Raw genomic sequence first — 20,715 nt, 5'->3', positions numbered from 1 at the left:
GGGGCCGTCAACTCGCCTGTCGCGCCGCTCCGTTGCAGGTGGGAGCGGTCGCCGGGTGCGGGTCGGGGCGCAGCGGGCATATGTTGCGGATTGTGACGCTCCGCTCCTGTTCCGGCCGTACCGGCCCGATGCACCCAGCGTGACCTGGGGCGAAGTCCGCCCCCGCGGGAGGCTCCGCCGCCTGACGGGTTTTCACCCCTGGCCCCGGGGCCCGTAATGAGGGACGCCGGCCGAGCGCGCTGACCTGGCGCTTCTTCCTGACGCGAAGTCAGCCGCACCGGGCGGCACTTGGCGGAACCTTTCCGTGTGGCCGGAAATCACGGCTGTGAGAGCGCGTTCTTCCCTATAACAATGGCGACGCACTCGGGCATCAGGAGTCGCACCACGGGATCGCTGAGTCCGTACGCAACCGCATGCGTACGGCGGGCCGGGACCGGCGGTGAGGCACGGGGGGAAGTTCGCGAGTGCGTCGTCGCGCGCCCTGGCCGGCGCTTCCGACCGGCCTTGTCGTCCCCCTTTCCCCCTGAATGCCGCTGTTCAGGCGCTCGTAGGGATTGGAGGGGGAATGCCGACGAAGCCGACCTACCCCGGTGTTTACGTCGAAGAGATTCCCAGCAGCGTACGTACGGTCACCCAGGTCACCACGGCGGCGACCGCGTTCGTGGGCCACACCCGGCGCGGCCCTCTCAACAAGCCGGTGCGCGTCACCAGTTACGCGGAGTTCGAACGCCGTTTCGGGGGCCTGACCTCGCAGAGCGCCGTCGCCTACGCCGTGCACCAGTTCTTCCGCAACGGCGGGTCCATAGCCGTCATCGTGCGCGTGGCCAAGGCCGGTTCGGGCAAGGCGGCCTGCGTCACGCTCGACTCCACCGAGGACCGCAGCGAATGCCCCGTGCTGGAGATCACCGCCAGGGAGCCGGGCGTGTGGGGCTGCGGGCTGCGGGTGGCCGTCGACTACGACACCGCCACGCCCGAGGAGACCTTCAACCTGCGGGTCTTCGACGCACGCGGCGGTGCACGGGAGTTCTTCGGCGGGCTGTCCATGGACTCCGGCCACAGTCGCTACGTGCAGACCGTCGTCAACTCCGGGTCGGCGCTCGTACGGGCCGAGGTCGTCGGAGAGGGACGGCCCGACCCGTCCGGCACGGTCTCCAGGCCCTACTCCGGTGACCTGCCCGACCTCAACGTCGAACTCACCGTCAAGATCGGCGAGACCGAGCGGCAGTTCGTCCTCTACGAGCCGGACGAGGACGGCGAGGCGCCCTGCACCGTGGCCGAGATGGCGCTGCTCCTGGAGCGCAAGCTGCGCTCACTGCCCGACGCACCGGGCCGCCACGACTTCGCCGCCGCGGAGGTCACGCCGTTCGGCGAGCGGCACCAGACCGTCGCGGGCAGCGACGACCCCGAGGCCGTCGTGCGCTACCTCGGCGAGTGCGCCAACGACCTCGGCCTCGAAGCCTCGGTCAATCCGCCCGTGTTCGCCCTGGAGGGCGGCGAGGACGGCGAGGCCCCGGGGCCTCGCGATCTGATCGGCAGCCAGGCACGCAAGTCCGGGCTGCACGCGCTGCGCGACGTCGACGACGTCAACCTGCTCGCGCTGCCCGAACTCGCGTCGTACGAGTCGACCGAGGACATGATCACCGTCCTCGCGGCGGCCCAGCGGCTGTGCCGCGAGGAACGCGTCTTCCTCATCGCCGACGCACCGGCCGCCTGGTCCTCGGTGGACGCGGTGCGCACCGGCATCTCTGCCTTCGAGTCCGTGCGCGGAAGCCACGCCGGACTGTACTTCCCGCACCTGGAGATGACCGACCCGCTGACCGGGCGGCTGCGTTCCTTCCCGCCGTCCGGCGCCGTCGCCGGCGTCATCGCCCGCACCGACGGCGAGCGCGGCGTGTGGAAGGCGCCCGCGGGCACCGAGGCGCGCCTCGACGGCGTGCACTCCCTGTCGGTGCGGCTGACCGACCGCGAGAACGGGCTGCTCAACCCCCTCGGCGTCAACTGCCTGCGGACCTTCCCGCTGGTCGGCAACGTCGTGTGGGGCGCCCGGACCCTGGAGGGCTCGGACGCGCGGGAGAGCGAGTGGAAGTACACCCCGGTGCGGCGGCTCGCGCTGCACATCGAGGAGAGCCTCCACCGCGGGCTGCGCTGGGCCGTCTTCGAGCCCAACAACGAGCAGCTGTGGCAGCAGATCCGGATGAACGTGTCCTCGTACCTGCACACGCTCTTCCAGCAGGGCGCCTTCACCGGCGGCACCCCGCGCGAGGCCTACTTCGTCAAGTGCGACCACGACACGACCACCGACGAGGACGTCGAGAACGGCGTGGTCAACGCCGTGGTCGGCATCGCGCCGGTGCGCCCCGCCGAGTTCGTGATCGTCAAGGTCCAGCAGATGGCGGGGCAGTTCACGTCCTGACGGCGCCGGGCCGCCCGGCGCACGGGACCCGCCAGGGTCCCGCGGGCGGCCCGGCGGCCGGGCATCCGAACAACCCCAGGAACCGAAGGAATCCGATGGCAGAGTTCCAGATAAACGCCCATCGCTTCGACCCGTACAAGAACTTCAAGTTCCTCGTCCTGTGGGACGGACGTACGGTCGCGGGCATCAGCAAGATCAGCCCGCTGAAGCGGACCACCGAGGTCGTCAAGCACCGGCACGGCGGCGACCCCAACTCCCCGCGCAAGTCCCCGGGGCGCTCCGAGTTCGAGGGCGTCACCCTGGAGCGCGGCGTCACCCACGACCCCGAGTTCGACCGCTGGGCCAACAAGGTGTGGCAGGTCGGCGCGGGGCTCGGCTCCGAGGTGTCGCTGGCCGACTTCCGCAAGGACATCGTCGTCCAGGTCCTGAACGAGGCCGGTCAGGTCGCCGTCTCGCACAAGCTCTACCGGTCGTGGCCGAGCGAGTACCAGGTGCTGGGCGAGATGGACGCCAACGCGAACGCGGTCGCGATCCAGAGCCTCAAGCTGGAGTGCGAAGGCTGGGAGCGGGACTACGAGGTCCCGGAGCCCGCCGAGCCCTCCTTCACGCACCCCGCCTGAACGCCGGGCGGGGAGAGCGAGGGGGAGAGCGACGGCGATGGCGCACACGGAAGCCGCACGTCTGCTGTCGGTCTGGGAGGAGGCCCTCCCACGGACCGACGCGGACCGTGCGCGAATCCTGCACCGGGCGGCGCGTCCGCAGGCCGGTCCGGGCGAGCTGCCACGCGTCCCGGTCGGCGAGCGCGAGGCCGACCTGTACGCGCTGCGGCGCGCGCTGTTCGGCGACCGGATGCAGGTGCTGCTGGAGTGCGCCCCGTGCGGCGAGGCCATGGAATTCGACCTCGACGCGGGTGAGTTGGCGGCGCGGCCACCGCGGTCGCGGGAACCGCTGCGGGTGGCGGCGGACGGCTGGGAGATCGACTTCCGGCTGCCCGCCGTCGCCGACCTCGAAGCCGCGGCGGCCGGAGCGGCTGCCGGAGCGGGTGCCGAGGGCGACCCGGCGGGCGCCGCTCGCGAACTGCTCGTCGCCTCCTGCGTCGTCACCGCGCGCAGGGACGGAGCGGAGGTGCCCGCCGAGCGCCTGCCGCGGATGCTGCCCGCGGCTGTGGCGGAGCGGATCGCGGCGGCGGCCGAGGAGGCCGACCCGTCGGCCGAGATAAGCCTCGACATCGCCTGCCCCGAGTGCGGCGAACGCACCACCGCCGAGCTCGACATCGCCTCGTACCTGTGGACCGAACTGGACGCCTGGGCCCGCGACGTGCTCCTCGACGTCCACCTGCTCGCCACCGTGTACGGATGGACGGAGCCGGACATCCTGGCGCTCAGCCCGGCGCGGCGCCGCTACTACCTGGAGCTGTGCGCTGATGTCTGACTACTTCGACCGGCTGCTGGCGCGGCACGTGCCGGGGGTGCGTGGTGCGGCGGCGGGCGGCCCGGCGGGTGGTTCGTCGCCGGGGGGCGGCGACTCGTCCGGGGCTGGGGCTGGGGCTGCCGCGCGGCCGGTGCGCGTACGGCCGCGGCTCGCGGGCCCGTTCGAGCGCGTCGAGGCGCTGCGCGAACGGTCCGACGCCGGCGACGGGCTCTCCGCTCCGGTCACGGGCGCACCCGCCGCGCGCCCCGTCCGCACCGGCCAGGGAGAGGGCGGAGTGCCGCGCACCGTGCGCGAGATCCGTACGGAACGGCACACCGTCGTACGTGACACATCGGCGGCCCAGGCACCGGCCCCGGAACCCGCGCGGTCCCAACGGCTCCCGGACGGCGGCCGGTTGAGGCCCGCGCCCGGGCCGCCGCGGCCCGCCGGGAACACGCCGGCGCGGCAGGCGGGGCGGCCGGCGGCCCGTGACGCCGGTCCGGACGGCTACGGCGCACCCGCCGCGGGAGCCGCGCCCGCGCTCGTCGCACGCAGCGGAGAGGTGGTGGCCCGCCCGGCCGGAGTGCGGCCGGGGGACGACGGCCTCTCGCCGGAGCGCGGCGCCCGGCAGCAGGCGGCGGCACGGCGCGGCGGGGGCCGCCGGCAGGAACGCGTCGTACACGTGCAGATCGGCCGCCTCGAAGTCACCGCCGCCACGCCGCCCGGAGCGGCACGGGACGGCGCCGGCGGCACGGGGCGGCAGGCGGGCGGGCGGCCCGTGCCGACGGTGAGCCTCGACGACTACCTCGCGCGCGGCCGCACCGGGGAGAGGAGCAACTGAGCCCATGAGCAACGCACTTGCCGTCGCCCATGTGACGCAGGCACTGGCCCTGCTGATCGAGAGCAACCTGCGACCCGAGATCGACATGGCCGTGTCCGTGGAGACCCGCAAGCCGCCGGCCGAGCCACCGACGGAGCCGACGATCACCGTCTTCCTGTACCAGGTCACGCACAACCCGTCGATGCGCAACCACGACCTGCCCACCCGCGCTTCCGACGGCACGCTCCTCAACAGGGCCGTGGCGGCGCTCGATCTGCACTACGTGATCAGCGCGTACGGGGAGGAGAACGAACTGGTCGGGCAGCGGCTCATCGGCTGTGTCGCCCGGATCATGCACGAGTTCCCCGTGCTGCCCGCCGACGTCATCGAAGAGGCGGGCGAGCGGCCCTACTTGGCGGGCAGCGACCTGGCGCAGTCGGAGCAGAAGGTGCGCTTCACGCCGCAGCAGATGGACGTCGACGAGACCTCGAAGCTGTGGGGGATGCTCCATCAGACGCCGTACTCGCTGTCGATGACGTATCAGGCGTCGCTGGTGCTGGTCGAGGGCCGTGAGGAGCCGGAGCGCAGCCGCCCTGTGCGGCGTACGGAGGTCGCCGTCGGCGCCTCGTACGGGGCGGGCGCCGGGGGCGGCGATTCGCTTGCTGCGGGGGGCGGTTCAGCGGCCCGGCCAGGGGCGGGCGCACCCGCGAACGCGTCGGCCGGTGCGTCGGGTGGTGCGTCGGGTGGTGGCGCGCCGGGCGTGTCCGTGACGCCCGGTGGCGGGGAGGCGGGAGCGCGGAACGGCGGTCGTGCGGATGGGACGGTCCCGGCCCGGGCCGGGACCGCTGACGGAAGGGCCGCCGGAACCGCTGCCGGGGCCGAGGCCCGGGCCGCGGGCGCGAAGCGGACCGCCGCGAGGCGGACCGAGCCGCACTCCGGCGCCCGGCAGTCCGCGGCGAAGCAGACCGTCGGGAAGAACGCCGTCGGGAAGAACGCCGTCGGGAAGAACGCCGTCGGGAAGAAGGCCGTCGCCAAGCAGACCGCCGCCAAGACGGCGGCCAAGGGGGCGGCCAAGGGGGCGGCTGCCCAGAGCGCGGGTGCGAAGAAGGCGGGCGCCACGAAGGCGAGCGCCAAAAACACGGGCGCAACCACCAAAGCCGCTGCGAAACAGGCCGCTGCGAAACAGGCCGCTGCGAAACAGGCCGCCGTGAAGCAGGCCGCCGCGAAACAGGCCGCTGCCAAGAAGAGCGGCGCCGCGAAGAAGGCCGCCGGGAGCCCCGCGCGCAAGGCGTCCCCCGGCAGGCCCGCGAACGGCACGTCCGACGGCTGGGGGAGCTGAGGCGCGGTGCACATGACGGGGGGTGAACGGGAGAAGACGTCTGCGGCCGCCGGGCTGCCGGCCGCGGTCGCCGGGGTGCTCGCACGCCTCGACGCGCACGCGGCCCGCGCCCGTACGCGTGGGAAGGGCGCGGACGCCGACGCGGACGAAGCCGTACGTACGGACCCAGGCGCACCTACGGACCCAGGCGCACCTATGGACCCAGGCGTACCTACGGACCGAGGCGTACCTACGGGTCGAGCCGCACGTACGAAGACAGGCGTACGTACGGACCGAGCCGCACGTACGGATCGAGCCGCACGTACGGACCCGGAGCCCGGAGCGGGAACGGACCCGGCGTCGGAGCGGGACCCGGCGTCCGAGCCGGACCACGCACCGGACCCGGCGTCCGAGCCGGACGCGGACCCGGGCCCCGCCCCCGCCGTGCCCGCGCCGCTCGCCACGCTCCGATCCGCCTTCGGGCTCAGCGAGTTCGAGCGCGACGTCGTACTGCTGTGTGCCGCCGCCGAGCTCGATCCGACCACCGGCTCCCGCTGTGCCGCCGCATCCGGCGACCCCGAGCGCGCGCACCCCACCTTCTCCCTCGCGTTGGCGGCGCTGCCGGACGCCCACTGGAGCGCCCTGACGCCCGTGGCGCCGCTGCGCCGGTGGCGGATCGTCGAACTCGCCGACGAGACCCGGCTGACCACCTCCCGGCTGCGGCTCGACGAGCGCATCCTGCACTTCCTCACCGGCACCCCGTACCTCGACCCGAGGCTGCACGGCACGCTCCGCCGGGCCGCCGTGCCAGACGACCTGCCCGCGCCGCACGAGGAGGCCGCCGAGCGGGTCGCCGCGGGCTGGAGTGTCCGCCGTCCCGACGCGCCGTTCCGGGTCGAGCTGGTCGGCGGCGACCTGCGCACACGCGAGGACATCGCCGCAACGGCCGCCGCACGGGCGGGACTCGGGCTGTACGCGATGTCCGCCGAGGACGTGCCCACCGATCCCGCCGCCCGCGACGCCTTCGCGCGCCTGTGGCAGCGCGAGGCCGTACTGCTGCCCGCCGCGCTGCTGGTGGAGACCGGTGAGCAGGACCGCGAACGGGCCGCCGCCACCGAGGCGTTCATCGCCTCCGCCGCCGTACCGCTCGCCGTCGCGGGCGCGGAGCCGCGCCGCACGGACCGGCCGCGCGGCGAACGAGTCGCCGTGCCGCGGCTGGACGACGCGGAGGCGCAGCGGCTGTGGCGGGACGCCTTCGACGGCGTACCGGGCCTGGACGAGGGTCAACTGCACTCGCTGGCGGCCCAGTTCCAGCTGCCGCCGCACACCGTGCGGTCCGCGGCCGTCGCCGTGCGCCGTGACCTCGGCGACGAGACGGGCACGGGGGCGGCGGCCGACGGAGCGAGCGCCCTGGCCTGGCAGGCCGGGCTCGCCGAGGCCCGCGTGGGCCTGGAGGGACTCGGACGCCGCATCGAGCCGGAGGCCGGCTGGGACGATCTCGTGCTCGCCGAGCGGCAGTTGAAGATCCTCCGCGAGATCGTCGCCCACGTGCGCCAGCGTGCCCGCGTGCACCAGGAGTGGGGCTTCGCCCGGACGCTGCGCCGCGGACTGGGCGTCACCGCGCTCTTCGCGGGCGGCTCCGGCACCGGGAAGACCCTCGCCGCCGAGGTGATGGCGCGCGAGCTGGGCCTCGACCTGTTCGTCATCGACCTGTCCCAGGTGGTCAGCAAGTACATCGGGGAGACCGAGAAGAACCTGCGGAAGGTCTTCGACGCGGCCGAACTCGGCGGCGCGCTCCTGCTGTTCGACGAGGCGGACGCGCTGTTCGGCAAGCGCAGCGAGGTCAAGGACAGCCACGACCGGTACGCCAACCTCGAAGTCAGCTACCTGCTGATGCGCATGGAGGCTTACCGCGGTCTTGCCGTGCTCACCACCAACATGAAGAAGGCGCTCGACACCGCGTTCATGCGGCGCATCCGCTTCGTCGCGGACTTCCCCTTCCCCGGGCAGGGCGAACGCGCCGAGATCTGGCGCCGAGTGCTGCCCTCGCAGGCACCGGTGAAGGACGTAGACCCCGAAGCCCTCGCCCAACTGACCGTCGCAGGCGGCTCCATCCGCAACATCGCGCTGTCCGGCGCCTTCCTGGCGGCGGAGGAGGGCGACGCGCTCCAGATGCGGCACATGCTCGCCGCCGCCCGCACCGAATACCAGAAGCTCGAACGTTCGCTGACGCCGTCGGAGGTGCGCGGATGGGTGTGAACGCGGTACCCGGCGACGACCGCGCGCGGGCCGGGAGTTCGGGCGTCACGGGCACGGGCACGGCTGGCTCCGGCACGTCACACGAGCGCGAAGTGCGCGTCGACATAGGCGAGTTGGCGCTCGACGGCTTTCAGGGCGACCCCGACCTGGTGCTCGCCGCGTTCGAGACCGAGCTGGCCCGTCTCGTACGGGAGCACGGCGTACCGCTGGCGGCGGGCGACGGCCCGCACACGGTCGACGCGCTCGCCGGGCTGCCGCCGCTGCCCGCGACCGTCTCCGCGGGCCGGCTCGGCGAAGCCCTGGCCCGTTCCGTGCACGCGGGGCTCGCCGGCGACGGCGAAGCGCCCCGGCGGACCCGGGGTCCGGACGGGAGGGGGCGCCGATGAGCAGCACCCACGTCTCCGCCGGCCAGCGGCGCGACGCGAACGAGGCCCGGCGCCGCAAGCGCAGGGAGCGCGCCGCCAAGTCCCGTACACCCGAGCCGAAGGACATCGTCAGCGGCGCGGGACAGCCCCTGGACGTGGGCGTACGGCGGGAGCTGGAGGAGCAGCTCGGGCACGACCTCGGCAGCGTGAGGCTGCACACCGACCGCGACGCGGACGCGCTGACGGGCATGCTCGGTGCCGACGCCATCGCCGTCGGCCAGGACATCTTCTTCCGCGAGGGCGCCTACTCGCCGGGCACGGCCGACGGCAGGCGGCTGCTCGCGCACGAGGTGCTGCACACAGTCCAGAGCCCTTATGGCGCGGGCCCGTTGACGGCGGGACGCGAACTGGGCGCCGTGAGCCTGCCGCAGGAGGCCGCCGAGCAGGAGGCGGAGACGACGGCGCGGCGCCTGATGCGCGAGGAGACGGCTGCGGAGACGGCGCAGGCCCCGCGGCCCGTGGAGGTCGAACAGGGCGAGACGACCCCCGCCTGGATGCGCTACGCCACGGTCGACGCGGACCGCATGCGCACCGAACGGCTCGACCCCGCGGACCTGATGGAGCGCCTCATAGGCACGGTGCTGCGCTCGCTGCGCGGCGACCCGGCTGACATGTCGGGGCGTGTGCGTCTCGAACTGGCCCGTATGGCACCCGAGTTGCAGGACTCGGTGCTGGACCGGCTCGAAGTGCGGCTCTCCACACCGGAGTACGGGCGGCTGCTGGACATCGTCGGCGAACTCGACCCGGACGGGCCGCTGCCCATGGAGGGGATGCTCGCCCCGGAGTCCGTCCCGGACACGGTCGACGAGGTCGAGCGGGAGCGCGAGCACAAGCGGGCCGGTGCGAAGGCCGCCGAGGACGACAAGGAGAAGACGAAGGACGAGCGCCGCAAGCGCACCCAGCGCCGCAAGGCCGAGGCCCCGGACCGAGAGGACTCGCGCGAACGCCACGCGGGCGGCGGCGGGGGCGGCGGCAAGGCGGCCGCGGGCCCGAAGGGTTCCAACGGCTCCGGCAAGGGCGCCGGCACCGAGTCCGGCGAACCGGAGTCCGTGGACGGCAGCAGCGCGCGCGAACAGGACGGCAAGCAGCGGGAGAGCGACCAGAACTCCGAGGACGCCGACAAGCAGAAGCAGCAGAAGCAGGACGAGGCGGAGCAGAAGAAGCAGGACGAGGAGAAGTCCGGGCAGGACTCCGCCCGCGAGAAGGAGGAGCAGGAGAAGAGGAACGCCGGGGAGGAGGAGGCCAGGGACGAGAAGAAGCAGCAGGAAGAGTCCGGCGACAAGGACGAGGAGGCGCGGAACGAGGAGGACGAGAAGGACTCCGGCGGGCGCGAGGAGGAGCGCGAAGCCGGAGAGAAGGAGGCCGAGTCCACCGCGGAGCGGGAGCGGGACGGCGAGGGGGACAAGGCCGAGGAGGAGAACCGCAAGCAGAGCGCGAAGACCTCCGGCGGACTCGACCGCAGCGACGCAGAACCGGGTGAGAAGAGCCCACAGGGCGGGCACGGCAAGGACGAAGCGGAGGCCGCCGGGGAAGAGGGCGCCGACGACGACGGCCCGCTCGGCGTGGAGCAGGACGGCGAGGACGAGACCGCCGGTCCCGGCGACGCCGCGGCCAAGGACGACGAGCAGGACGCCGAGGACGGCGGGCAGGACGGCGGGAACAGCGCCTGGGACAGGGAGATCAAGCCCCAGGACCACGTCCCCGAGGGGGATTTGGACGTATCCGGTGTGCAGACCGCGGACCGGATGGCCCCCGGCTCGCCGGCGGCGTCCGGCGGCCCCGCTCAGCAGCGGGGCGGCGGGCCGGACTCGGCTGCGGGCGGCCGTACGGACTCCGCACCGGGCTCCCCGTCGGGCACTGCCTCGGCCACGGGCACGGGACCGGCCGGCGACGCGGCACGGCAGGGCGGCGGACAGGACGGCACGGCCTCCGGCGAGTCCGCGGGCGGCGACCGCGAGAAGCCCGGCGGGGCGGCACAGGCCCAGGCCGTCGGCGGGAAGTTCGGCGTACCGAGCGTGGCGAAGCCGCCGCCCACCAAGGCCGACGCCGTCGAGGGCGCCCGGCAGGAGGAGGACGCCGAGGAGGACGCGGACGGACCCGACGGGCAGAACGAGGCCGACGCCGACGGAAAGGACCTGGACGCCGGGAAGAGCGCGGACCAGGAGGTCGGCCCCGATCCCGAGGCCGGAACGGACAAGGACGACGAGGACGAGGAGAGCGACGGGCCGGACGGGCCGGACGGGCCGGACGCGGAGAACGCGGGCCAGGACGGCGACGGCGGCTCCGGCGCCTCGGACGACCCCGAGACGAAGCAGCAGCGCAGCGAGGACCGCGAACGCGACCGGCGGGAGGACGAGGCGCGCCGCGACGGGGAGGACTCCGGCGACGACGCCGGGGCGGACTCGGGCGAGCGTGGCGAGGGCGGCGACGGCAAGGACGGCTCCGCCGAGAAGCTGGCCAAGGCGGACGAGGACAAGCGGGCCCAGGCCGGCGGCTCCGGTTCCGGGTCGGGCCCGGGCTCCGGTACGGAGACGGACGGCGCGAAGAGCGGCACGCAGGACGGCAAGAGCGCGGAGGGCGGCAAGGACTCCGGCTCCTCCGAGGACAAGGCCGAGGACGGCGGCTCGGGCAAGGACCAGAAGGCGGGTTCCGGGGCCGGGGAGAAGTCCTCGGAGGGCAAGAGCGGTGAGCAGTCCGGGAGTTCGGGCTCCGAGCCGGGCGGCAAGGAGTCCGGGAGTACGGACCCGGAGGCCTCCGGCGGTTCGTCCGCCGGCCAGAAGTCGGGGGAGTCGGCGGAGTCGGGGGACGGGCCCCAGGAGGACGGCGCCACGAAGGAAGCCTCGGCGGGCAAGGGGCAGGCCACCGAGGAGGACAAGGCGGCGGGCGAGGAGTCGGCGTCCGCCCAGGCCGCACCGAAGGTGTCCGAGAGCGCGGGCAGCGGCGGCGCCAAGTCCGGCGGAGGCGGGGGCGTACCCGTCGTATCGCAGGCCGCGGGCAAGTCGACGGCGCCCAAGGCGAACGCCGAGCCCAAGGCGGACGCGCCCGCCAAGCACGAGAAGCCGACACCGCAGGCGAAGAAGGCCGCCAAGTCGGCCAAGGCGGCGAAGCCCCAGGCGAAACAGCCCGGCCGGTCCGCCTCGTCCGCCAAGTCCGCCCCGCCGAAGCCCAGTTCACCGAAGGCGGACGCGTCGGCGTCGGCGTCGGCGTCGGCGAAGGCGGGAACGGGCGGCGGCGGAGCTGCGCCGAAGGCCCCCAAGGGCGGAGGTGGAGGCGGTCCCGCTCCGCTGAAGAGCAAGAAGGACGGACCGGCTCCCGACGTCTCGGGCTCCACGCCCGAGGCCGGTCTCGCCACCGCCGGGAAGCTGAAGCCGCATCAGGCGCTGGAGACCATCAAGGGCGTCGACGGCGCGGTCAACAAGTCCGTCGGCAAGGAGAAGACGGCGCTGAAGAAGGCCCCGCCGAAGATGGAGAGGCCCTCCGGCTCTCCCCGGACCCTGCGCGGCGGCCCGAAGCCGGCCGCGCCCGGCCAGTACACCGATCAGAAGGTCGCCAAGACGGACGCGGCCAAGGGCAAGACCCCGGAGATCAACGGAGAGCACAAGCCCAAGGGCGAACTGCCCGAGTCCCAGACGGAGGAGCCGAGTTGGTGGGACATCGGCGGCGCTCTCGTCAAGGAGATCATCAAGCGGATCCTCCCCGGCAAGGTCGCCGACTCCATCGACGCCATCACCACCACCGACGACGGCCTGCAAGGAGCCCGCGTAGGTGACGCCCCGAGGCTGCCGACCGACGCGGACGCCGATCCGGAACGTACGGACCACCAGCAGAAGAAGCTCGACGACAAGAGCCGGGAGATGCACAAGGCGGGCCGCGACGACGCCGCCCGCCCCATGGGCGAGGACCAGATCTACCCGGACGTGCCCAAGGAGACCCTCGAAGCGAAGGTCGACGGCGCGAACGGCGGCGACAAGGGCGGCGACAAGGGTGGGGGCAAGGACGCCAAGGGCGGCGCAGCGCGCGGCGGCAAGGCACCCGGTACGGGCGGCCCCGTGTCCGTCGAAGCGGTCGACGCCGTGGCCGAGCACGACCACGGGCCGAAGATCAAACGGGGCTTCGCACAGGGCCAGAAGCAGATGTCCAAGGCCCGGACCGACAAGGAGAAGAAGGCCCGGACGGACAAGCAGCGCCACGAGCGTGACGTCAAGCGGGAGGTCTCCTCCAGCGGCAAGACGCAGGAGAACGCGCGGAACAAGGGCCGTTCCGACGTGGCCGACTCCCGCGACAAGTGGCGCAAGGAGCAGGACGACAAGACCAAGGACATCGACGGCAAGAAGGGCAAGAAGTACGACAAGGCGCGCAAGGACATCAAAGACAAGAAGGAGGACACCGACAAGCACGTCGACAAGCGCACCGAGGACGACAACAAGGAGATCGACAAGAAGCGTCAGGGCGCCAACAGGGACGCCGAGAGCAAGCGGGACAACGACAAGGACAAGTCGGACGACTGGATCAGCCAGGGCATCGACTGGGTCAAGGAGCAGTTCAACAAGCTCAAGAAGGCCATCAAGGACATCTTCGCGGCGGCCCGCAACCTCGTCACCGGCATCATCGACAAGTTCAAGAAAGAGGTCTTCGACCTCATCGACAAGGCCCGCGACTGGGTCGTCAAGCAGATCAACGACTTCGCCGACGCCCTCATCGCCCTCGGGGACGAACTCCTCAAGGACTACCCGGCGATGCGCGACAAGTGGCGCCGCACCATCGACGGCGCCCGCGACGCCGCGGTCAAGAAGGTCAACGAGGCCGCGGACGCCCTGAAGAAGGGCATCGGCAAGCTCCTCGACGGTCTCGGCAAGCTGCTGATCGCCGGCCTCAATCTGCTGGAGAAGAACCTGCTGGACGCCGTCGACCAGGTGGAGTCCGGCATCGTCAGCGGCATGGAGGCCGCCGGGGCCGTGCTGAAGGGCCTCGGCGAGTGGGCGCAGATCGCGAGCGACATCGTCTCCGATCCCGGCGGCTGGATCGGCAACGCGAAGTCCTCCGCGGAGAGCGGCGCCCGCCACCACCTCTTCACCGAGGTCAAGGCCGCGGTGAAGGAATGGTTCAACCAGAAGGTCCAGGAGATCGTCGGCGTACCCCTGGAGACCTTCAACACCCTCGTCAAGGGCGGCGTCAGCAAGGAGAAGATGGCCAAGATGGCCTGGGACGCCGCCGTCCCCCAACTCCCGCTCATCATCGGCGAGTTGATCGTCACCAAGGTCGTCGCGAAGCTCATACCGGGCGCCGGCTGGGTCATGGCCGTCATCGACGCGCTTCAGACCGCCTGGGGCGCGCTGAGCGAGATCCTCCGCGCCTTCGGCACGTTCATGGAATACCTCAAGGCGGTGAAGGCGGGCGGCGCGAAGGCCGCGATGATGTTCGCCAAGGCGGTCGCCTCCGGCGTCGTCGCGCTGCTGGAACTCGTCTACGAGGCGCTGATCGCCGGCGTGGGCAAGTACATGGGCAAGGTCAGCAAGACGCTCAGCCGCATGGCGAAGGGCCTGCGCAAGAAGAAGCGCCCCCGCGCCAACAAGCCGCGTTCGCCCCGCAAGAAGCCCGGGTCGCGGAAGAAGCCGGGATCACACAGGAAGCCCGGCTCGCACAAGAAGCCCGGCCCGGAGAAGGAGGCCCGCCCCGAGAAGCGGTCCTCCCCGGAGAAGAAGCCCAGGCCCGGCGAGCAGCGCGACCGTGCCAGGCGGGAGGACGACAAGGACCGCAGGGAGGAGCGCCGCGAGGAGGGCAAGGACGTCAACCACGCGCGGCGGCGCGTACGCGCCGCCAACCGCAAGGTGCGCGACGGCGATGGCCGCCGGGACCGCGACGACGGGCCTCGCAGGGGCGCGGCCCGCGACACCCTCAAGCACCCGGACCGCCGGCGCGGGCGCGGCCGTACGGACCGCGACACGACGCGGCCGGGCGGCCGCGGGGACACCCGCCGCCCCGACGACAACCGCCCCGACTCCCCCCGCCGCAACCGCCCGGACTCCCGCCGCCCGGACCGCGACCGCAAGGGCGACGACCGCGACCGCCCCGAGGGCGACCGCCGCAGGGACGCGGACCACCGCAAGGAGACGGAGGGCAGCAAGCGCAAGCCCCACCGCGACGGCGACACCCGCCGCGGCCGCGCGGGCCGCCGCGCCCGCCAGACGGTCAAGTCGGCCCTGAACAGGGCCCGTCGAGCAGGCCGCAAACTCGCAGGCAAGGGCCGCGACCTGGGCCGCAAGCTGAAGCACAACGCGCGGCGCGTGCGGGACGCGTACAAGCGCCGCAGGGATTCGCTGAAGCAGCACCGCCAGCGGCGGGCTGAGCAGAAGCGGCAGCAGAAGGAACGGAAGCGGGAGAAGACGCGGAAGAAGGAGAACTCGCAGGAGTCGAAGAACGAGCGGCTCGAAAAAATTCTGTCACGCATCCGTCCGAAGATCAGGGCGCTGCTAATGCGGGGCGTTCGACGGTTGGTCATGCGCTCCGCGCTTCTTGGGATGCAGGCATGGTATCGCCTTAGCAGCCTGAAGAGCGAAGGCAGCTCATCCAATTTCGTCATCATCGCCCGAATAAACCCCCCGGGGCAGGCGGGATTTGGAATCTTGGCGCAGATGCGGGACCTGTTGGGCTCTGCGTTCATGGAGCAAATCGAGGGTCAGTACCAGATCTCCAGTGATGAAGACCTGAACCGTCTACAGGACGGCCAGTCGACATCGGAATTCGTTAGTGAGATGAAGTCTCTCAAGGTAGACCTAGCGAGTCGTATGGGTGTTGCCAACCCAAACGACTGGGTGATGTTCCTCGATGAGGCAGGGAAGCAGAGATTCGCTAAGGCACTCAGGGATGCGCACGATGAGGGAATGCCCGGTGTGCACCAGGCAAGTCCACTCAGGGGCGGCACTAAGGAAAACCCTCAAAGATATAAGTACCGAAACCCTGCGCTCGACCGCAAAAATACCCCGGAGCCCACTCCGGAAAAGATACAGAAGGCTGGTCGTAGCAAGAATCCGCCCGCCGGCTCAGAAGAGCACATGTATCAGAAATGGCAGAAGTACCAGATGCGCAAAGCCGCAGAAGGGAAGACGCCGCAGACCTGGGCTCGGTGGAGAGCTGGGTATATCAGAAATATGGGGAACGATGCGAAGGGGACTGCTTTCGAAAAGGCCTTTGCTAAGATCCACGGAATCGAGCGTAAGGGCGAAGACTCGGAATGGCGCGGCGCTGCAGAGCAGAATGAGTCGCGCAGGCTCATGAATGAGAGTACGGGAGAAGATAGGAAGCCCGATGGTGTCAACTTTCGCAAACGAGTCATGTATGAGATGAAATCTGGGAAGGGGGTCGATAAAAAGCAAGTAGAAAAGGACCGAAGGCTAGTGCGCAAGGGGTGGCGCATAATCTATATATTCGGAGTGAAGCCCACTAAGGGCACGCAAGATCTGCTTGGAGGGGCACGCATCCTATGGCAGGTCTGGTATGCAGAGGGGACAGCAGAAAGTTGATGAGGGACGCGAGGTGTCAGTGGTGAATGAGGAGAGCCGGTCCATTCAGGAGTATATGGATGCCGATCGCGAGGGGATGACACGTGCTGCCTGTGATTTCCTCGACAAGTGGTTGAGTGAGATGCAAGATGAACTGCGGACCTGGCGATCCACGTATCTTCCTTCCGATTTTCCGTTCGACTTTTCGCTGAACTCCCTGGACATTCTAGAAGGTGTGGCCCTCGAGCGTTACGGCGACCCCGCCGACGTTGAAACATCCGGGAATGCTGAATTCACGAACGGCGCCGTCCGCTACATTGGAGAAACAGTCGTGCGGAATTTTCCCAGTAGGTGGGGTTACCAGGACTTGGGGGATGACAGCCCGGGAATCTACAACAAGATTCCCGTGGTTCGCGCGAATGTACCGCATGAGTTCTTGGACGGATTTGCGCCGGTCTTCGAGCTCAGGCTCCTTGCTGAGGAGCGTCAAGCAGGGATGTTGAAGGAATGCCCTGCGCCTATTGTCAACGCTATTGAAGAGTGTGAAGAGGCGACGGGAGGAAAATCTAATGGCTGAGGTCACGGACTTTGAAATGAAAGTGCGGGCTCACGTAAGGAACGATGAGGCCTCATGACCCGATTCGCAGACATACCCCGACCCATCCGTTGCGGCATCGTCATCGTCGACCCCGAGAGGGGAACCCCGCAGCGCGTCATCGTGTTGCAGTTCAATCCCGACACCCTGGAGCGGTCGCTTCAGCCGCAGGCCGCCGGGGGTGAAGGGGACGGCAAGGGCGGGGGTGACAAGAATGAAGCCCTCCGGCTGAAGGGGCCCGCGCAGGAGAGCTGGAAGTTCACCGCGGAGATCGACTCGACCGATCAACTCGAGATCGCCGCGCCCGACGGGATCCATCCCCAACTGGCCGCGCTGGAGATGCTCGTGCATCCCACGACGGCTCAAATACGGGAGAACAGCCGGCTGTCGAAGAAGGGCGCGATCGAGATCAGCCCGATCGAGAAGCCGTTGACGCTGTTCACGTGGGGGAGCAAGCGTGTGATGCCGGTGCGGCTGACGGAGCTGTCCGTCAACGAGTCGGCGTTCGACGTGAATCTCAATCCGATGCGGGCCGCGCTCAGCATCGGCATGAAGGTGCTGTCGGTCAGCGATCTGCCCGCCGGGCACCGGGGTGCCGAGCTGTACATGGCGCACCTCGCGCAGAAGGAACGCCTCGCGGGCATCGCGCCCGCCGCCGGTATCGGCGCCCTCGGCCTGGGCGCGGGCGGACTGGGCGGCGGCGCTGGTGGAGGCGCGGTCGGCGGCGGGTTCGCAGCCAGCGGGACCGGCAGGGGCTAGGGGGGAAGAGGAATGGCAGGGATCGAGCCGTACGAGAGCGCGCTGGACCGGATACCGGGCGCGCATCCGTATCCGAGCGACAGCCGGTACCACGACGCGGAGATCGGCGTGCACCGCATGCCCGACGGCACCGAAGTCCGGTACGCCAAGCGGCGGTTACTTCCGCCTCTGCCCGAAGGGGAGGCCGGGGACGACGACTTCGCGACGCACACCGTCGCCGCGGGGGAGCGGCCGGACCATCTGGCGCAGCGGTACTTCGGGGACCCCGGCCAGTGGTGGCGCATCGCGGACGCCAACCCGGTGTTCGATCCCGCCGAGTTGACGGAGGAGCCCGGGCGGGAGATCCGTATACCGATGCCGGGCGGCTTCCCGGAGAGCGGGGGGCCGCGTGTCTGAGCAGCCCGTGGGGGGCGGTCCCGTACATCTGGGGCTGCTGATGGGGCCGAAGCTGGCGAAGCCCGTACCGCCGGAGGTCGCGGACGCGCTGCTGTCGGCGCAGATCACGATGACGTCGGGTGAACGCAGCGGTTTCCAGATCGCGTTCGACCTGACGAAGCGGGGCTCGATCATCGAACGGCTGCTGCCCGAGGGGTTCTTCAGCCCCCGTACGCGGTTGATCGTCACCGTCACCGTGAAGGGCACGCCGACCGTGCTGCTGGACGGGCTGATCGTGCGGCACGAGGTCGGCGCGAGCAACCGGCCCGGCCAGTCGACGCTGACCGTCACCGGCGAGGACCTGACGCTGCTGATGGACCTGGAGGAGCGCACGGACCGCTTCCCCAACCTCGCGCCCTCGCAGCGCGTGGCCCGCATCCTCGGCCACTACGCCGACTACGGCATCGATCCACGGATCGTCCGCGAGCAGATACCGCAGCAGCCGCGCCGCGAACTGCGCGTCGACTACCAGACGGGCACCGACCTCAGCTACATCAACGACCTTGCCCGCGCGAACGGTTACACCTTCTATCTGGAGCCCGGGCCGCGTCCCGGCCGTTCCACCGCCTACTGGGGACCCGAGCAGCGCCTCGGCCGGCGCCAGCACGCGCTGAACGTCAACATGGACAGCGAGTCCACCGTCGACCAGCTGACGTTCGCGTACGACGGCACCGCGCGCGAGGAACCGCAGGCCCGCGTGCAGGACCCGCGCAACCGGGAGTCGAGGCTGCTGCCGCAGCGGCCCATCGATCCGCTGCGTCCGCCGCTGGGACTGCGGCCGACGCCCGCGCTGAAGCGCAAGACCCTCTCCGGTACGGCGAAGAAGGACCCAGCGCAGGCCGAGGCCGAGGCCCTGGCCCGCGCCGCCACGTCCGCCGACGCCATCTCCGGCTCGGGGCATCTGGACGTCAACCGTCACGGATACGTCCTGCGCCCGCGGGAGTTGGTGGGCGTGCGCGGCGCGGGACGTACGTACGACGGCGACTACTACGTCAAGAGCGTCACCCACCACCTCAAGCCCGGGTCCTTCCAGCAGAACTTCACCCTCTCCCGCGAAGGACTGATCGCCCGCAGCGACCGCGTCCGTCCCTGAGCCCGAGAGCGGGCCCGGGAACCAGGACCGGGACCGTACCGACCATCCGTCAAAGGAGCGCCCCGCATGCCACCCGCACAGAACAACCGCTTCCTCGGCAAGTACCGGGGGAGGGTCGTCGACAACGAGGATCCGCTGCGCATCGGACGGATCACGGCGCAGGTGCCGGACGTGCTCGGGGACGAGGCGTCGACGTGGGCGCTGCCGTGCCTGCCGTTCACGGGGCAGGCGGCGGGGCAGTTCGTGCTGCCGGAGGTGGGCGCGGGCGTGTGGGTGGAGTTCGAGCAGGGCGATCCGAGCTTCCCGGTGTGGACGGGCTGCTGGTACGGCGAGGCGGCGGAACTGCCGCCGGACGTGCGCAAGGAGCTGCCCGGCAGCCATCCCGTCGTCATCGAGACGGAGGGGAAGCACAAGATCGTCATGTCGGACGTGCCGGGCGGTACGGGGATTCTCCTGAAGGCGCCGGGCGGGGCGTACGTGCAGATCGACGAGAAGGGCGTCGTCATCAACAGCGGTCACGGGGCGTCCATTTCGGTGACCGGAAGCGACGTGGACATCAACGAGGGCGGGCTGACCGTCCGGGGGGACCGATGAGGGCCGGAAGAGGGCTGGGGCAGCAACTGGCGACTGGCAGACGGCAGATGACGGATAACGGCTGGCAGATGACGGATGACGGATGACGGCTGGCAGACGACAGCTGACGGATAACGGCTGACGGACGACAGCCGGCAGACGACAGATAACAGCTGACAGATATCAGCAGGTGTCAGCCGATACCCGCCGCCCGCCTCCGAGCGCCGCACGCAGCAAGACAGCCAGAGCAAGACGCCAGGACCAGCGAGCCAGGCGAGACAGCCAGGCGAGACAGTCAGGCGAGAGAGCCAGGGCGAGAGACGACCAGGGGGAGTACACACCGTGTCCGAGAACGCGGGGACCACAGCGAGTCCCCTCACCAGTGAAAGCGCCCTGCGCTGCCCGCACGGCGGCGCGGTGCGTGCGGCGCAGGGCGCCGCGGGGGCGGTGCACGTCGCGGGCGCGCCTGCCGTCGCACACGGCGCCGCCTTCACCGTCGTCGGCTGCCCGCACACCGACGGCCGCGGCGTCCCCCGCCCGTGCGTCACGGTCCGCTTCACCCCGGACACCGGGGGCGCCCGGGTCCTCGCCGATGGACGCCCGCTGCTGCTGAGCACGACGGCCGGGCAGTGCTTCGCCGCCGATCTGACGCCGCAGGGCCCGCCCCTCGTGGGCGGCGCACAGCAGGGGGTGAGCTGCCGATGAGTACGCGTGACAGGCGCCGGACGGACATCGCGTTCCCGTTCCGTACGGACAGCCGGGGCCGCACCGCGCACGCCCCGTACGACGAGCATGTGCACGACCTGATCGAGCAGTTGCTGTTCACCAGTCCCGGGGAGCGCGTGATGCGCCCCGACTTCGGATGCGGGCTGCTCGACCTGGCGTTCGCGCCGAACAGTCCCGAACTCGCCGCCACCGTCGAGATGTCCGTGCAGGGCGCGCTCCAGCGCTGGCTCGGCGATCTGATCGACGTGGAGGGAGTGGACGTCGCCAGCGAGGAGGAGACCGTGCGCGTACGGCTCCGCTATGTCGTCCGGCACGGTGCGGGCGGCGGCGCCCGCCGCGACGAGACCTTCGAGGGGAGGGCCGCCGCGTGAACGCGAACAGCCCCGCGAA

At 71.0% G+C, this 20,715-nt stretch carries 15 protein-coding genes; all 15 read left to right on the top strand.

The features are described from left to right. Positions 1–565 precede the first annotated feature (565 nt). The 15 genes from HCC61_RS04315 to HCC61_RS04245 all read left to right on the top strand — a co-directional run bounded on the left by HCC61_RS04315 (position 566) and on the right by HCC61_RS04245 (position 20,696). Positions 566–2,413, top strand: a complete 1,848-nt coding sequence (locus HCC61_RS04315; protein WP_169133936.1) for a phage tail sheath C-terminal domain-containing protein — start codon at positions 566–568, stop codon at positions 2,411–2,413. A gap of 95 nt (positions 2,414–2,508) precedes the next feature. Next, positions 2,509–3,033 carry a phage tail protein gene (locus tag HCC61_RS04310; protein WP_169133935.1) on the top strand — a complete coding sequence of 175 codons (525 nt, stop codon included), beginning with the start codon at positions 2,509–2,511 and terminating at the stop codon, positions 3,031–3,033. 37 nt (positions 3,034–3,070) lie between these two features. Then, on the top strand, positions 3,071–3,844 hold the full coding sequence (locus tag HCC61_RS04305) for a hypothetical protein (RefSeq protein ID WP_169133934.1): 774 nt from the start codon (positions 3,071–3,073) through the stop codon (positions 3,842–3,844). After that, positions 3,837–4,664, top strand: coding sequence for a hypothetical protein (locus tag HCC61_RS04300; RefSeq protein WP_169133933.1), 828 nt, complete (start codon positions 3,837–3,839; stop codon positions 4,662–4,664). The genes HCC61_RS04305 and HCC61_RS04300 overlap by 8 nt, the downstream gene beginning before the upstream one ends. Before the next feature lie 4 nt (positions 4,665–4,668). Beyond that, the gene (locus tag HCC61_RS04295; RefSeq protein ID WP_169133932.1) at positions 4,669–5,982 is read left to right on the top strand and encodes a DUF4255 domain-containing protein; all 1,314 of its coding nucleotides are present in this window, start codon (positions 4,669–4,671) and stop codon (positions 5,980–5,982) included. 12 nt (positions 5,983–5,994) lie between these two features. Further along, positions 5,995–8,220: an ATP-binding protein gene (locus HCC61_RS04290; RefSeq protein WP_169134492.1), complete on the top strand. Its 2,226-nt coding sequence runs from the start codon at positions 5,995–5,997 to the stop codon at positions 8,218–8,220. Further along, on the top strand, positions 8,211–8,606 hold the full coding sequence (locus HCC61_RS04285; protein ID WP_240968484.1) for a hypothetical protein: 396 nt from the start codon (positions 8,211–8,213) through the stop codon (positions 8,604–8,606). Before HCC61_RS04290 ends, HCC61_RS04285 begins: the two co-directional genes overlap by 10 nt. Then, positions 8,603–16,165, top strand: coding sequence for a DUF4157 domain-containing protein (locus tag HCC61_RS04280; RefSeq protein ID WP_169133882.1), 7,563 nt, complete (start codon positions 8,603–8,605; stop codon positions 16,163–16,165). The genes HCC61_RS04285 and HCC61_RS04280 overlap by 4 nt, the downstream gene beginning before the upstream one ends. A 22-nt stretch (positions 16,166–16,187) precedes the next feature. Beyond that, positions 16,188–16,721 (top strand): hypothetical protein, encoded by a 534-nt coding sequence (locus HCC61_RS04275; RefSeq protein ID WP_169133931.1) that lies wholly within the window; start codon positions 16,188–16,190, stop codon positions 16,719–16,721. Positions 16,722–16,775: 54 nt separating this feature from the next. Then, positions 16,776–17,498 carry a hypothetical protein gene (locus tag HCC61_RS04270; protein ID WP_169133930.1) on the top strand — a complete coding sequence of 241 codons (723 nt, stop codon included), beginning with the start codon at positions 16,776–16,778 and terminating at the stop codon, positions 17,496–17,498. A 12-nt stretch (positions 17,499–17,510) separates the two neighbouring features. Then, entirely contained in the window at positions 17,511–17,894 is a 384-nt protein-coding gene (locus tag HCC61_RS04265) for a hypothetical protein (RefSeq protein ID WP_169133929.1), read from the top strand. Then, on the top strand, positions 17,887–19,026 hold the full coding sequence (locus tag HCC61_RS04260; RefSeq protein WP_169133928.1) for a hypothetical protein: 1,140 nt from the start codon (positions 17,887–17,889) through the stop codon (positions 19,024–19,026). The genes HCC61_RS04265 and HCC61_RS04260 overlap by 8 nt, the downstream gene beginning before the upstream one ends. A 66-nt stretch (positions 19,027–19,092) precedes the next feature. Then, a complete protein-coding gene (locus HCC61_RS04255) occupies positions 19,093–19,620 on the top strand; it encodes a phage baseplate assembly protein V (RefSeq protein WP_169133927.1) in 528 nt (175 codons plus the stop codon). A 321-nt stretch (positions 19,621–19,941) separates the two neighbouring features. Beyond that, positions 19,942–20,304: a hypothetical protein gene (locus HCC61_RS04250; RefSeq protein ID WP_169133926.1), complete on the top strand. Its 363-nt coding sequence runs from the start codon at positions 19,942–19,944 to the stop codon at positions 20,302–20,304. Then, positions 20,301–20,696 carry a GPW/gp25 family protein gene (locus HCC61_RS04245; protein WP_169133925.1) on the top strand — a complete coding sequence of 132 codons (396 nt, stop codon included), beginning with the start codon at positions 20,301–20,303 and terminating at the stop codon, positions 20,694–20,696. Before HCC61_RS04250 ends, HCC61_RS04245 begins: the two co-directional genes overlap by 4 nt. Positions 20,697–20,715 lie beyond the last annotated feature (19 nt).

The organism is Streptomyces sp. HNM0575 (genome assembly GCF_012726265.1).
GTDB lineage: Bacteria > Actinomycetota > Actinomycetes > Streptomycetales > Streptomycetaceae > Streptomyces.
The sequence above is the reverse complement of the archived record's forward strand: the minus strand, read 5'-3'. Positions and strand labels throughout refer to the sequence as shown.

Coding starts and splice junctions, on each gene's coding strand:
- HCC61_RS04315 (WP_169133936.1), top strand. CDS start 566: ATGCCGACGAAGCCGACCTACCCCGGTGTTTACGTCGAAGAGATTCCC.
- HCC61_RS04295 (WP_169133932.1), top strand. CDS start 4,669: ATGAGCAACGCACTTGCCGTCGCCCATGTGACGCAGGCACTGGCCCTG.
- HCC61_RS04310 (WP_169133935.1), top strand. CDS start 2,509: ATGGCAGAGTTCCAGATAAACGCCCATCGCTTCGACCCGTACAAGAAC.
- HCC61_RS04265 (WP_169133929.1), top strand. CDS start 17,511: ATGGCAGGGATCGAGCCGTACGAGAGCGCGCTGGACCGGATACCGGGC.
- HCC61_RS04285 (WP_240968484.1), top strand. CDS start 8,211: ATGGGTGTGAACGCGGTACCCGGCGACGACCGCGCGCGGGCCGGGAGT.
- HCC61_RS04305 (WP_169133934.1), top strand. CDS start 3,071: ATGGCGCACACGGAAGCCGCACGTCTGCTGTCGGTCTGGGAGGAGGCC.
- HCC61_RS04280 (WP_169133882.1), top strand. CDS start 8,603: ATGAGCAGCACCCACGTCTCCGCCGGCCAGCGGCGCGACGCGAACGAG.
- HCC61_RS04300 (WP_169133933.1), top strand. CDS start 3,837: ATGTCTGACTACTTCGACCGGCTGCTGGCGCGGCACGTGCCGGGGGTG.
- HCC61_RS04290 (WP_169134492.1), top strand. CDS start 5,995: ATGACGGGGGGTGAACGGGAGAAGACGTCTGCGGCCGCCGGGCTGCCG.
- HCC61_RS04255 (WP_169133927.1), top strand. CDS start 19,093: ATGCCACCCGCACAGAACAACCGCTTCCTCGGCAAGTACCGGGGGAGG.
- HCC61_RS04245 (WP_169133925.1), top strand. CDS start 20,301: ATGAGTACGCGTGACAGGCGCCGGACGGACATCGCGTTCCCGTTCCGT.
- HCC61_RS04270 (WP_169133930.1), top strand. CDS start 16,776: ATGACCCGATTCGCAGACATACCCCGACCCATCCGTTGCGGCATCGTC.